Source organism: Lentzea aerocolonigenes (assembly GCF_000955955.1).
In the GTDB taxonomy this organism is placed as follows: Bacteria; Actinomycetota; Actinomycetes; order Mycobacteriales; family Pseudonocardiaceae; genus Lentzea; species Lentzea aerocolonigenes_A.
Window position 1 is genome coordinate 1 of the sequence record NZ_JYJG01000493.1, and the last position, 12848, is coordinate 12848.

Here is a 12848-nt window from a genome sequence, read left to right on the forward strand (position 1 = left end):
CCCTGAGGTCGGCGAGTGTGCCGTGGACAGCGCCCACGGCACGCGCCTGCACCAGGACGTTCCCCAGCGCGGTCGCCTCGGCGGGCCCCGCGACCACCGGGAGACCGCAGGCGTCGGCGGTGAGCTGGCACAACAGCTCGTTGTGCGAGCCGCCGCCGACGATGTGCACGACCTCGACCTCCTTGCCGGACAACCGCTGGGCGTCCGCGATCGCGTCGCGGTGGGCCAGCGCGAGACTGTCCAGAACGGACCGGACGATCTCGGGTCGTGTCATGTCCTTCCCGCTTTGCTGCCGGATGCGCGCGGGCATGTCACCGGGTGGGAGGAAGACCGGGTCGTTGGGGTCGAACACCGTGCCTGTCGCGTGGGCGGCTTCTCGCAGCAACGGTTCCAGTTCGGCGTCCCAGCAGCGCAGGCACTCCTGCAGCAGCCACAGGCCCATCACGTTGCGGAGGTAGCGGATCGTGCCGTCGACCCCGCCCTCGTTGGTGAAGTTCGCGGCCTGGCTTTCTGGCGTGAGCACGGGTTTGGTGAGTTCGACGCCCACCAGCGACCAGGTGCCGCACGAGATGTAGGCGAACCGGTCGTGCTCGGCCGGCACGGCGACGACGGCGGACGCGGTGTCGTGCGAGCCGACCGCGGTGACCGGGACGCCGTTCCAGGTGCCCGCCGTGTCGCCGGGGTGACGCAGGTCCGGCAGGAGGTTCGCCGGTAGGTCGCGGGTCAGTTCGGGCGACCACTGTCCTGTTCGGACGTCGATCAGGCCGGTCGTGGTGGCGTTGGTGTACTCGGCGCCGCGTTCACCGGTCAGCCAGTAGGACAGCAGGTCGGGGATCAGCAGCAGCTGGGACGCCTGGGGCAGCAGCGGTTCGGCCATCAGCTGGAACATCGTGTTGAACGGCTGGAACTGCAGCCCGTTGACCTCGTACAGCCCGCTCGGTGGCGTGATGCCCTCGGTGCGGGAGTCGCGGTAGTGCACCGGGTTGTCCAGCAACCGGCCACGCGCGTCGAGCAGGCCGTAGTCGACTGCCCAGCTGTCGATGCCGATGCTCTCGATCTCGCCCGCGAGCTTCAGGCCGGTGAGGACCTCGCGGTACAGGCCGGGCACGTCCCAGTGGAGCCTGTCGCCGTGGTGCACCGGCCCGTTGGGGAACCGGTGCACCTCCTCGATGTGCACGGTGCCATCGCTGAGGACGCCGCGCACGACCCTTCCGCTGGAGGCGCCGAGGTCGACCGCCGCGACCGCGGTGATCTCAGGGGTCATCGCAGGAAGGCCGCGGCGACACCGGCGTCGACCGGCACGTGCAGGCCCGTGGTGAGGGAGAGATCGCCTGCTGTCAGCGCGAACACCGCTGCTGCCACGTGCTCCGGCAGCACTTCGCGCTTGAGCAGGGTGCGCTGGGCGTAGAACTCGCCCAGCTTCTCCTCCGGCACGCCGTAGACCGCGGCGCGCTGGGCACCCCAGCCGCCCGCGAAGATGCCGGAGCCGCGGACGACGCCGTCCGGGTTGATGCCGTTGACGCGGATGCCGTCCTCGCCGAGCTCCGCCGCGAGCAACCGGACCTGGTGCGCCTGGTTCGCCTTGGCAGCGCCGTAAGCGACGTTGTTGGGGCCGGCGAAGACCGCGTTCTTGCTGGAGATGTAGACGATGTCGCCGCCCATCGCCTGGGCGCGCATGACCTTCGCGGCCTGCTGGGAGACGAGGAACGAACCCTTGGCCATCACGTCGTGCTGGAGGTCCCAGTCGGCCTCGGTGGTGTCGGCGAGCGGCTTGGAGATCGACAGGCCGGCGTTGTTGACCACCAGGTCGACGCCGCCGAACGCGAGTGACGCCGCTCGAAACGCTTCGATGATGCCTGCCGGGTCGGTGACGTCGACGGTCACCGCTACTGCCACGTCTGTCGAACCGATTCCCTCGGCGACCTCACGTGCGGCGTCGCCATCGCGGTCGGCGACCACCACGCACGCACCTTCAGCGGCGAGCCGTTGCGCGATGGCCCGGCCGATACCCGAACCACCGCCGGTGACGAGGGCGACGCGGGTGGCGAGCGGCTTGGGCTTCGGCATCCGTTGCAGCTTGGCCTCTTCGAGTGCCCAGTACTCGATGCGGAACTTCTCGCGCTCCTCGATCGGCGCGTACCGGGAGACCGACTCGGCGCCGCGCATCACGTTGATGGCGTTCACGTAGAACTCGCCGGCGACGCGTGCGGTCTGCTTGTTGCGGCCGAAGCTGAACATGCCGACGCCCGGCACGAGCACGATGGCCGGGTCCGCGCCGCGCATCGGCGGGCTGTCCGGCCCGGCGTGCCGCTCGTAGTACGACTTGTAGTCCTCGCGGTACGAGTCGTGCAGGTGTTCCAGCCGGTCGATCACGTCTTCCAGCGGAGTGTTCGGCGGCAGGTCGACCACCAGCGGGCGGACCTTGGTGCGCAGGAAGTGGTCCGGGCACGAGGTGCCGAGCGCGGCCAGTTCCGGATGCCGTTCGCGGGACAGGAAGTCCAGCACCACGTCGGTGTCGGTGAAGTGACCGACCTGCGGGGAGTCCGTGGAGGCCAAGCCGCGGATCACCGGCGCCAGTTCGGCGGCCCGCACACGACGTTCTTCAAGTGGCAGCGGTTCGTGGACCACCGCGCCGAACGGGTCGGGGCGGCCGTGTTCGTCGAGGTAGCGCTGGGCGGTGGTGATGATGTCGAGGGAGTTGGCCTCGCACTCCTCGCTCGTCGCGCCCCACGCGGTGATGCCGTGCCCGCCGAGAACCACGCCGACGGCCTGCGGGTTGTCCCGCTTGACCGCCGCGATGTCCAGCCCCAGCTGGAAACCGGGCCGCCGCCACGGCACCCACACGACCCGGTCGCCGAAGCACGCCTTGACCAGCGCCTCGCCGTCGGCGGCCGTCGCGAACGCGATGCCCGCGTCCGGGTGCAGGTGGTCGACGTGTGCCGCGTCGACGAGGCCGTGCATGGCCGTGTCGATCGACGGCGCCGCGCCTCCCTTGCCGTGCAGGCAGAAGTCGAACGCGGCGACCATCTCGTCCTCGCGCTCGACGCCCGGATACACCTCGGTCAGCGCGCGCAGCCGGTCCAGCCGCAGCACCGCGAGCCCCGGCTCGGTGAGCGTGCCGAGGTCGCCGCCGGATCCCTTGACCCACAACAGTTCCACGGGCTGACCGGTGACCGGGTCGAGCTGGTCGCCCTTGGCCGAGGTGTTGCCGCCCGCGTAGTTGGTGTTGCGCGGGTCCGCTCCGAGCCGGTTGCTCCTGCCCAGCAGCGATTCGACCTGACTCATCACGCACCCCACCCAGCGGCCTCGCCGCCAACTCGTTCACGGACGATCTGCTCGGCGTACCCCGATCGCGCGTACGCGGCCATCGGGTCGGGATCGAGGCCCATCTCCTCGCGCAGCTCGCGCAGAAGTGGCCGCACATCGGTGTTGTAGGCGTCCATCAACGCGGCGTTCGCACCGAGCACGTCACCGGCCTGCTGAGCTTGGGACAGCGCCTCGTGGTCGACCAGGAGCGCCTTGGCCGTGGCCTCCTGGACGTTGAGCACCGACCGGATGATCGCCGGGATCTTGGGCTCCAGGTTGTGGCACTGGTCGAGCATGAACGCGATCCCCGCGGCCGGCTTGAGAGCATCGGCCAGCACGATCTCGTGCATGATCCGGAACAGCTGGAACGGGTCCGCCGCGCCCACCATCAGGTCGTCGTCGGCGTAGAAGCGCGAGTTGAAGTCGAACGCGCCGAGCTTGTTCACCCGCAGCAGGAACGACACGATGAACTCGATGTTCGTACCCGGTGCGTGGTGCCCGGTGTCGATCACGACCTGCGCCTTCTCGCCCAGCTGCAGGCAATGCGCGTACGCCGTGCCCCAGTCCGGCACGTCCGTCGTGTAGAACGCGGGCTCGAAGAGCTTGTACTCCAGCAACATCCGCTGGTCGCCACCAAGCCGCGCGTAGACCTCGCTCAGGGCTTCCGCGAGCCTGTCCTGGCGGGCACGGATGTTGTCCTGGCCGGGGTAGTTCAGTCCGTCCGCGAACCACAGCTTGAGATCACGCGAACCAGTTGCGTCCATGATGTCGACGCACTCGAGCAGGTGCCCGATCGCCTTGCGCCGCACCGAAGCGTCCGGATGGCACACGCTGCCGAGCTTGTAGTCGTCGTCCTGGAACACGTTGGAGTTGATGGCTCCCAGCGCGACCCCGCGATCGCGGGCGTGGGAAGCGAGCTTGCCGTAGTCGTCGACCTTGTCCCACGGGATGTGCAGCGCGACCGTCGGCGCGACGCCGGTCAGCCGGTGCACCACCGCCGCGTCGTCGATCTTCTCGTACGCCGTGCGCGGAACTCCCTGCTGTGCGAACACCTTGAACCGGGTGCCGGAGTTCGCGTACGCCCACGAAGGCGTCTCGATCCGCTGCTCGCGCAGAGCGGCCTTGACACTCATTTGTTCTCCCCAAAACTCAGTCGAGGTGGAAGACCTCGTCGAGCGGCCGCATCCGTTCGTCGGCGTTGCCGTCGCCGACGAAGAACTCCGCCATCTCGGCCTGCCAGCGCGCGTTCACCTCGGTGCGGGCCATCTCCGCGAGTGCCGCGTCGAAGTCGTCGCATTCGAGATAGCCGATCAGCAGGCCGTCCTCGGCGAGGAAGAGCGAGTAGTTGTGCCAGCCCGCCTCGCTGAGGGCAGCCCGCATCTCCGGCCACACCTCGCGGTGTCGCGCCCGGTACTCGTCCAGACGATCCGGGCGCACCCGCAACGTGAAGCAGACGCGCATGTCAGAAGTCGAACTTGTCGATGTTGTCCTTGGTGAACACGGTCGGCGGGCCGAGCACGACCTCACCCTTGGCGCCGATCGTGTAGTCGCCGAGGTCGCCCGCCTTGAACTTCTCGCCCTCCGCACCGGTGATCTGCCCGGACGCCAGCGCGGCCGCGGCGTAGGTGGCGAGGTAGCCGAGCTTGCTCGGGTCCCACAGCGCGAACGACTTCACCGTGCCGTCCTGCACGAACTTGCGCATCTGGTTCGGCGTGCCCAGGCCGGTCAGCTGGACCTTGCCCTTGTACTCGGACGAGCTGAGGTAGCGCGCGGCCGCCGCGACACCGACGGTGGTCGGCGAGATGATGCCCTTGAGGTTCGGGTGCGCCTGCAGCAGGCCCTGGGTCTTCTGGAACGACGTCTGGTCGTCGTCGTTGCCGTACGCGGTTTCCACGAGCTTGAGGCCGGCGAACTCGGGCTTCGCGAGCTCGGTCTTCATGACCTCGATCCACGCGTTCTGGTTGGTGGCGTTCGGGGTCGCCGAGAGGATCGCGATCTCACCGCTGCCCCCGACCGCGTCGGAGATCAGCTTCACCTGACCGGCGGCGATCTCGTTCGACGTGGCCTGGTTGATGAAGACGTCGCGGGCGTCCGGCGCCGCGTCGGAGTCGAACGTGACGACCTTCAGGCCTTGTGAACGTGCGCTCTTCAACGCCGGAGCGACGGCGTTGGCGTCGTTGGCGGAGATCACCAGAGCGTTCTGCTTCTGCTGCGCGGCGGTGTTGATGTAGGTGACCTGGGAGCTCGCGGCCGCGTCGGACGGGCCGGTCGGCTTGACCTCGGCCTTGATCGCCGTGCCCGCCTGCTCGGCACCCTTCTGCGCCACGGTGAAGTACGGGTTGTTGACCTGCTTGGGCAGGAACGTGATCTTCAGGCCCTCTTTGAGCGGCGCGTTCGGGTCGGCCTTGGCGGCGTTGGTGGCGCCGCCTGTCTGCTGGCTCGAACTGTCCTTCGTGGTGCCACCGCAGGCAGTGAGCGCGACTGCCCCGGATACCACCAGGGCGAGCACTAGACGTGTGTTCATGTGGCGGCCTTTCGCAGAATTTTCCTGGGTGTTGCAACGCGTCGGGTGATGGAAGGGGCGAGAACGCTCACCAGCAGCAGGAGGCCGGTGACGATGGTGAGGACCTCGGTGGAGGTGTCCTGCAGGATCAGCAGGTTGCGCAGGCCGCCCAGCAGCAGCACTCCCGCGAGCACGCCGAAGAGCGTGCCCTTGCCGCCGAAGATGGACACGCCGCCGAGCAGTACGGCGGCGACGACGGCCAGCTCGAGCCCCACGCCGTTGTCCGCGCGGGCGCTGGAGAAGCGGAACGTGTAGACGATGCCGGCGATCGCGGCGACCGCTCCGGCGAGCACGAAGAGGATCAGCTTGATCCGCTTTACCCGGATGCCGGAGAACCGCGCGCCCTCCTCGTTGGCGCCGATCGCGTAGACGGACCGGCCGAATGAGCTGGCGTGCAACGCGATGCCGAACAGGATGGCGAGCGTTAGCGCTAACACGATGGGATACGGGATGTCCGTGCCGGGTACCGGCGTGGTGCCGAACGAGGTGTAGCTCGCCGGGAAGTCCGCGACCGCCGTGTCGCCCAGCACCACCAGCGCGAGGCCGCGGTAGAGGGCGAGCGTGCCGATGGTGACCGCGAGGCTGGGCAGACCGAGCCGGGTGACCAGCAGCCCGTTGAACGCTCCGCAGACCGCGCCTGCCACGACGACGGTCGGCAGGATGGCTTCGAGCGGCCAGCCCGCGTTCCACAGCCAGCCGATCAACGCGCTGGACAGGCCGAGCACCGAGGCGACGGACAGGTCGATCTCGCCCGCGACGATCACCAGCGTGAGCGGGAGAGCGATCAGCGCGATCTCGCCGATGTCCAGGCCGAGGTAGAAGAGGTTGCCACCGGACAGGAACGAGCCATCCGTGCTGACTTGACCTGTCAGCGCCACCACGATCAGCAGGAACACCAGTGTGGTCTCCCACCGCAGGAGGTTACGCATGGCTGGTTCCTTCCGTGGTGCGCAGGGCCTTCGCCAGGCGGAGCGCCAGGAGCCGGTCGACGGTGATGGCGCTGAGCAGGAGCGCGCCCGCGATCGCCTGCTGCCAGAACGCGGGGATCTGCAGCACCACCAGGCAACTCGTGATCGTGCCCAGCAGAAGTGCGCCGAGCGCGGCACCCGCGACCGTTCCTGATCCGCCGAAGATCGCGACACCACCGACGACCACGGCCGCGACGACCTGGAGTTCGAGGCCTGTGCCCGCTGCCGCGTCGACCGTGCCGTAGCGGGCGACCCACAGCGCGCCTGCCAGGCCCGCGATCAGTCCGGAAAGGACGAACGTGGTGAGCGTGCGCTTGGCGACCGGAATGCCTGCGAGAGTGGCTGCTTCCGGGTTGGAGCCGATCGCGTACAGCTCGCGGCCGGAGCGGTAGGAGCGCAGGTAGAGGGCGGCGACCGCGATGACGACGACGGTGACCAGAACGAGCACCGGGATGCCGAGAACGCGGCTGCTGCCCAGGTTCAGCAGGGCGTCGGGGAGGTTGGCGGCGTTGACCTGCGTGCCGTGGGCGAGGGCGTAGTCGATGCCGCGGAACACGTAGAGCGTGCCGAGGGTGATGACGAGGCTCGGGACCTTGCCCAAGGCGACCAGCAGGCCGTTGAGGAGTCCGCAGGCGAGTCCGACCGCGATGCCGAACCCGATGCCCGCCAGGAGTGGCGTGCCGGGGTGATCGGCGAACTGTTGTGCGGTCAGGAATGCGGAGAGGCCGAGGACCGAACCGACGGACAGGTCGACGTTCCTGGTCACCACGACGAGCGTTTGGCCGACTGCCAGGAGAGCGACGATGGAGGCGTTGAGGAGGAGGTCGCGCAGGCTTTGGGGCTGGATGAACCGAGGGTTGACTACTGCCGTGGGGATGACGACGAGCGCCAACGCCACGACAATGCCCAGCTCGCGGACTCGGCCTACGCGGGTGGAGAGGCGGCGGGCTGCCGTGCGCTCCGCGGGCGGGGAGACCGGCGTGTCCAGTTGAGTGGTCATGGGGACACCTCGGTGAGGCAGACAGGGAGCGGGGCGGCGGGGGTGTGGAGTGCGGTCATCGCGCCACCACCTGTCCGGCCGCGGCCATCGCGACCCGTTCCTCGGTCGCCTCGGCCCTCGACAGCTCCTCGACCAGCCTGCCTTCGTGCATGACGAGCACGCGGTCGGCCATCCCGAGCACCTCCGGCAGCTCCGACGAGATCATCAGCACCGCGACACCCTGCCCGGCCAGTTCCGACAACAGCCTGTGCACCTCGGCTTTTGTTCCGACATCGATGCCACGCGTCGGCTCGTCGACGATCAACACGGACGGCTTGCGCGCCAGCCACTTCGCGAGCACGACCTTCTGCTGGTTGCCGCCGGAGAGCACGCCGACCGGGTCGCTCAGCTTCGCGAACTTCAGCCGCAGCTTCACGGCCCAGTCCTGGGCGAGCGCACGTTCACTCTTCTTGCGCAGCAACCCGAACGTCGACAGCCGGCCCAGCGACGCGAGCGCGGTGTTGCGTTCGATGGACGCGTCCATCACGAGTCCCTGCTGGCGCCGGTCCTCCGGCACGAACCCGATCCCCGCGGCCATCGCGGCGGTGGGGGAGCCGTACTTCAGCTTCCGGCCGCGCACGTGCACAACTCCGCCGTCGGGCCGGTCGATGCCGAAGACCGCCCGTGCGACCTCGCTGCGTCCCGCGCCGACCAGCCCGGACAGAGCCACGATCTCGCCCGCGCGGACGTCGAACGACACGTCGGTGAACACGCCCTCGCGGGTCAGTCGTTGCACCGACAGCAGCACCTCGCCCGCGGTCGTGTCCTCCTTGGGGAAGAGCTGGGAGAGCTCGCGGCCGACCATGCGGCGCACCAAGGAGTCCGGCGTCTCGCCGGCGAGTTCCCCGGACCAGACGAACTCGCCGTCGCGCAGCACCGTGGCGCGCTGGCACAGTTCGAACACCTCGTTGAGCCGGTGCGACACGAACAGCACAGCCGCGTCCTGGTCGCGCAACGCCTGCACCACACCGAAAAGCCGTTGGACCTCGTGCGCGGACAACGCGGCGGTCGGCTCGTCCATCACGATCACGCGGGCGTCGAACGACAACGCCTTGGCGATCTCGACGAGCTGCTGGTCCGCAATGGACAGTCCGCGTGCGGGACGTGCCGGGTCGAGCCGCACACCCAGGCGGGAGAACAACTCGGAGGTGCGGGCGTGCATCCGCGCCACGTCGATGCGGCGACCGAGACCGAGAGGCTGGCGGCCCATGAAGACGTTCTCGGCCACCGACAGGTCACCGAACAGCGTCGGCTCCTGGTAGATGATCGCGATGCCCGCCGCCAGCGCGTCGGCGGGACCGGCGAACCGCTTCGACGCCCCGTCGACGAGCACCTGCCCGGCGTCCGGCCGGTGCACCCCGGCCAGCGTCTTGATCAGCGTCGACTTGCCGGCCCCGTTCTCCCCGAGCAGCGCGTGGGCCTCGCCGGGCAGCAGTCGCAGCGACACCCCGGACAACGCGCGGACGGCGCCGAAGGACTTGCTCACCTGCTCCAGTGCCACCACGGGAGGTCGGTCCACGTCCGTCTCCTCGATGTTGAAACGTTTTAAAGACTGAGTTACGTGAACTCTGGGTGCGTTACGCCCGCATGTCAAGGGACACGGGGTACGATTCGTTGTCACGTTTCAACAAAGGCGAGTTCACGCCGGTGAACTCGCCGGAGTCTGTGCAGCAGCGACCAAGAACAGAGGAGCCGCCGGTGAAGCCGTCAGTGGGCATCCGCGACGTCGCGCAGCACGCCGGCGTGTCCAACGCGACCGTCTCGAACGTGCTGAACCGGCCGGACGTCGTCGCCCCGGCGACGCGGCAGCGGGTGCTGGCCGCGATCGAGGAACTGGGTTTCGTGCGCAACGAGTCCGCACGCCAGCTCCGCGCCGGTCGCAGCCGGGTGATCGCGTACGTCGTGCTCGACGCGGCGAACCCGTTCTTCACCGACGTGGCCCGTGGCGTGGAGGACGCGGCGCGGGAGGCCGGGTTCGCGCTGTTCCTGTGCAACAGCGCCTCGGACGCCGGCCGTGAGCACGACTACCTGGAGCTGCTGCACGAACAGCGCGTCGAGGGCATCCTCGTCACGCCGGTCGACGGCGAGGGCGCGCAGATCGCCGAGCGCGGCACCCCGGTCGTCCTGGTGGACCGCGAGTCGGCGGACGGCACGCACTGCTCGGTCGCGGTGGACGATGTGCTGGGCGGCGAGCTCGCGGTGACCCACCTGATCGAGAACGGGCACACGCGCATCGCGATGGTCGGCGGCCCGCTGTCGATCCAGCAGGTGCGCGACCGGTACGAGGGCGCGATGCGAGCGCTCACAAACGCGGGCCTGCCTCAGGATGCGCTCACCCTGCTGGAAACCAAGGGCCTGCAGGTGGCGGAGGGGCGCGGGGCGGGGGAGCGGCTCATGGGACTGCCGTCGTCTCGTCGCCCCACGGCCGCGTTCTGCGCCAACGACCTGCTCGCGCTCGGCCTGTTGCAGTCGATGACGCAGCAGGGGTTGAAGGTACCGGACGACCTGGCCGTCGTGGGCTACGACGACATCGAGTTCGCCGCGGCGGCCGCGGTGCCGTTGACGTCGGTGCGTCAGCCGCGCGACCAGCTGGGGCGCACCGCCGCGAGCCTGCTGCTGGCGGAGAACGAGCCGGACCACGAGCACCGGCACGTGAAGTTCCAGCCGGAGCTCGTGGTTCGCGCGTCGAGTGCCGCGAAGCGGTGAATCAGCGCACCAGCATCATTTCGCGCTCTTCTTCGACGGTGCTCGAATTGTCCGGCGGGAGATAGACGTTCAGCGACGCGGACGTGAATGCGACGCCTTGACGAAATGCCTTGGTGCGCGACACGACGGTCACGTCGACTTTGTGGAATTCGCCGGTGCACGGAACGCTCGGCGTGTATTTCTCGCCGATCGCGAGCTCACCCCGCACGTTCTGGGTGACCTGCACCCACAACGACCCGGTGGCGCCGTTCTGGCACATCACCCGCGTCGGCACGGTCACAGCGGCTCCACGCGCCTCCAGTCGTCCCTGCTGCTGGATGGCGACGGCGGCGTCGACCTGAGCGGCCGCGGCCGGTAGCGCGGTGGCCAGTACGGCGGTAGCCGTCAGCACGAACGTCGAAATAGCACGCACTTTTGTTCACCTCGTGGGTAGATAGGGCTTGTCAGTGCGGATCCGACATTAACCACGGGGTGATCAACCGAGCTAGGGGCCATTAAATTTCGCCGAGCATCGCAGTGCGAACCGTGTCGCCGTGCTCGTCGGCCCACGCACCCAAAGCGAAGATCGGCACCAGCAGGTCGCGCCCGGCATCGGTCAGTGAGTACTCGACGCGCGGTGGGGCCTCTGCGTACCGGCGGCGTTCCACCAAAGCCATGTTCTCCATGCGCCGCAACGTCTGCGTGAGCATCTTCTGGCTGATGTGACCGATGGTCGTCTTGAGCTCGCCCGGCCGCATCGCTCCGTCCCGCAGCGTGTAGGCGATCACCATCAGCCACGAGTTGCTGAACAGGTCGACCGCGAGCCTGGCCGGGCAGTCCGCCTCGAAGTCGCCGTACGGGCCCAGGTCAACCTGTTCGATCGTCACGACGTCCAGCCTGCCAGCGTCGTTGCGCACCCGCGGGTGCCTTTCGGACTTCCTAGCGTCTGCGGCATGCGAATCGGAATCATCGGTGCCGGGCAGATGGCACGGGCACTGGGCAACGGCTGGGCCGCGGCGGGCCACGAGATCAGGTGCGGCAGGCGCGGCGAGATCCGCGAGACGGTGGAGTTCGGCGAAGTCACGCTGCTGGCGGTGCCGGTGTCAGCGCTGACGGATGTGTTGTCCCAGGCCGGCTTCGACGGCCGCACGGTGATCGACTGCACGAACGCGTTCGAACCGGACGGCGGCAGCATGGTGCTGGGCGAGGACGCCGTCGCCGAGCGCATCGCGAAGTCGGTGCCGGGCGCACGAGTGGTCAAGGCGTTCAACCTGTGCGCCGCCGAGGTGTGGGCAGCGAGCGAGCGGGTGTTCGAGGGACGGCGGCTCGCCGTTCCGTTGTGCGGTGACGACGAGGAGGCGCTCGTACGGGTCGAGGAACTGGTCCGCGACCTGAAGGCGGAACCCGTGCGCGCGGGTGGGCTGAGTCGGGCCCGCTACCTGGAGGCGATGTCGGCGTTCGTGGTCGGCCTGTGGTTCGCGGGAGCCGACGCGCGTGCCGTGCTGCCGCCGCTCGAAGCCGCGTTCGCCGTCGAGGACTGACGGTTAGGGTGTCTGTCCGGCGGGAATCCCTTGCCATGCCGGACAGACAACTCCTCGCCGACCGCTATCGGCTCGGCGAGCTGCTGGGCGCGGGTGGCGTGGCCGAGGTGCGCCGTGCTCGCGACACCGTGCTGGCGCGGGATGTGGCGATCAAACTGTTCCGGTCCTGCCGGGACGGGGTCGACGTCCGGCGCTTCAACAACGAGATCCGCGCGCTCGCGTCGCTGTCGCATCCTGGGCTGGTGGACGTGTACGACGCGGACGCGTCCGGCGAAACACCGTTCATGGTGCTGGAACTGGTCGAGGGCCGCACGTTGCGTGACCGCATCGCGTACGGGCCGATGGACGTCGACGACGTCCGGAGGCTGGGAGCGGCACTGGCCGACGCGTTGTCGCATGTGCACGGTCACGGGTTCATCCACCGCGACGTCAAGCCGTCCAACATCCTGCTGGAGGCCGGCGACGTACCCCGGCTGGCCGACTTCGGCCTCGCCCGCGTCGCGGACAGCTCCCGCCTCACGCGCGCCGACCAGGTCGTCGGCACCGCGGCCTACCTGGCGCCGGAGCAGGTGCGCGGCGGGGAGATCACCTCGGCGGTCGACGTCTACGCGCTCGGCCTGGTGCTGCTGGAGTGCCTGACCGGGCACCGTGAGTACGAGGGCGCGGAGATCGAGGCGGCGGTCGCCCGGCTGCACCGGCCGCCGGTGATCCCGGACGATCTGCCGTTCGACCTCACCCGGCTGATG

The 12848-nt window shown here is 68.9% G+C and carries 13 protein-coding genes; 3 read left to right on the plus strand and 10 right to left on the minus strand.

What is annotated here, in order from left to right:
* The 8 genes from UK23_RS44590 to UK23_RS44625 form a co-directional block, all read right to left on the minus strand.
* The coding region (locus UK23_RS44590) for a rhamnulokinase (protein WP_045317898.1) at window positions 1-1264 on the minus strand (1264 nt) is incomplete at its 3' end.
* Window positions 1261-3285: a bifunctional rhamnulose-1-phosphate aldolase/short-chain dehydrogenase gene (locus UK23_RS44595; protein ID WP_045317899.1), complete on the minus strand. Its 2025-nt coding sequence runs from the start codon at window positions 3283-3285 to the stop codon at window positions 1261-1263. The genes UK23_RS44590 and UK23_RS44595, both read right to left, overlap by 4 nt.
* Window positions 3285-4439, minus strand: a complete 1155-nt coding sequence (gene rhaI, locus UK23_RS44600; RefSeq protein WP_045317900.1) for an L-rhamnose isomerase — start codon at window positions 4437-4439, stop codon at window positions 3285-3287. Before rhaI ends, UK23_RS44595 begins: the two co-directional genes overlap by 1 nt.
* A 16-nt stretch (window positions 4440-4455) precedes the next feature.
* Complete coding sequence (locus UK23_RS44605) at window positions 4456-4767, minus strand: L-rhamnose mutarotase (protein ID WP_045317901.1); 312 nt, start codon at window positions 4765-4767, stop codon at window positions 4456-4458.
* 1 nt (window position 4768) lies between these two features.
* Window positions 4769-5830, minus strand: coding sequence for a rhamnose ABC transporter substrate-binding protein (gene rhaS, locus UK23_RS44610; RefSeq protein WP_045317902.1), 1062 nt, complete (start codon window positions 5828-5830; stop codon window positions 4769-4771).
* A complete protein-coding gene (locus tag UK23_RS44615) occupies window positions 5827-6798 on the minus strand; it encodes an ABC transporter permease (RefSeq protein WP_045317903.1) in 972 nt (323 codons plus the stop codon). The genes rhaS and UK23_RS44615 overlap by 4 nt, the downstream gene beginning before the upstream one ends.
* Complete coding sequence (locus UK23_RS44620; RefSeq protein ID WP_045317904.1) at window positions 6791-7837, minus strand: ABC transporter permease; 1047 nt, start codon at window positions 7835-7837, stop codon at window positions 6791-6793. The genes UK23_RS44615 and UK23_RS44620 overlap by 8 nt, the downstream gene beginning before the upstream one ends.
* 55 nt (window positions 7838-7892) lie before the next feature.
* On the minus strand, window positions 7893-9410 hold the full coding sequence (locus UK23_RS44625) for a sugar ABC transporter ATP-binding protein (RefSeq protein WP_045317908.1): 1518 nt from the start codon (window positions 9408-9410) through the stop codon (window positions 7893-7895).
* 164 nt (window positions 9411-9574) lie between these two features.
* Here UK23_RS44625 and UK23_RS44630 point away from each other — a divergent pair, with 164 nt between their 5' ends.
* Window positions 9575-10582, plus strand: coding sequence for a LacI family DNA-binding transcriptional regulator (locus tag UK23_RS44630; RefSeq protein ID WP_231114970.1), 1008 nt, complete (start codon window positions 9575-9577; stop codon window positions 10580-10582).
* 1 nt (window position 10583) lies between these two features.
* On the opposite strand, the gene UK23_RS44635 is transcribed toward UK23_RS44630, so the two are convergent.
* Both UK23_RS44635 and UK23_RS44640 read right to left on the minus strand, forming a co-directional pair.
* Window positions 10584-10994, minus strand: coding sequence for a hypothetical protein (locus UK23_RS44635; RefSeq protein WP_156213845.1), 411 nt, complete (start codon window positions 10992-10994; stop codon window positions 10584-10586).
* A gap of 82 nt (window positions 10995-11076) precedes the next feature.
* Window positions 11077-11478 (minus strand): helix-turn-helix domain-containing protein, encoded by a 402-nt coding sequence (locus tag UK23_RS44640; RefSeq protein ID WP_330770615.1) that lies wholly within the window; start codon window positions 11476-11478, stop codon window positions 11077-11079.
* Between the two features lie 36 nt (window positions 11479-11514).
* Here UK23_RS44640 and UK23_RS44645 point away from each other — a divergent pair, with 36 nt between their 5' ends.
* Both UK23_RS44645 and UK23_RS44650 read left to right on the plus strand, forming a co-directional pair.
* A complete protein-coding gene (locus UK23_RS44645; protein ID WP_045317906.1) occupies window positions 11515-12102 on the plus strand; it encodes an NADPH-dependent F420 reductase in 588 nt (195 codons plus the stop codon).
* Window positions 12103-12137: 35 nt separating this feature from the next.
* Window positions 12138-12848, plus strand: a 711-nt coding sequence (locus UK23_RS44650) for a serine/threonine-protein kinase (protein WP_045317907.1), incomplete at its 3' end; no start/stop codon positions are given.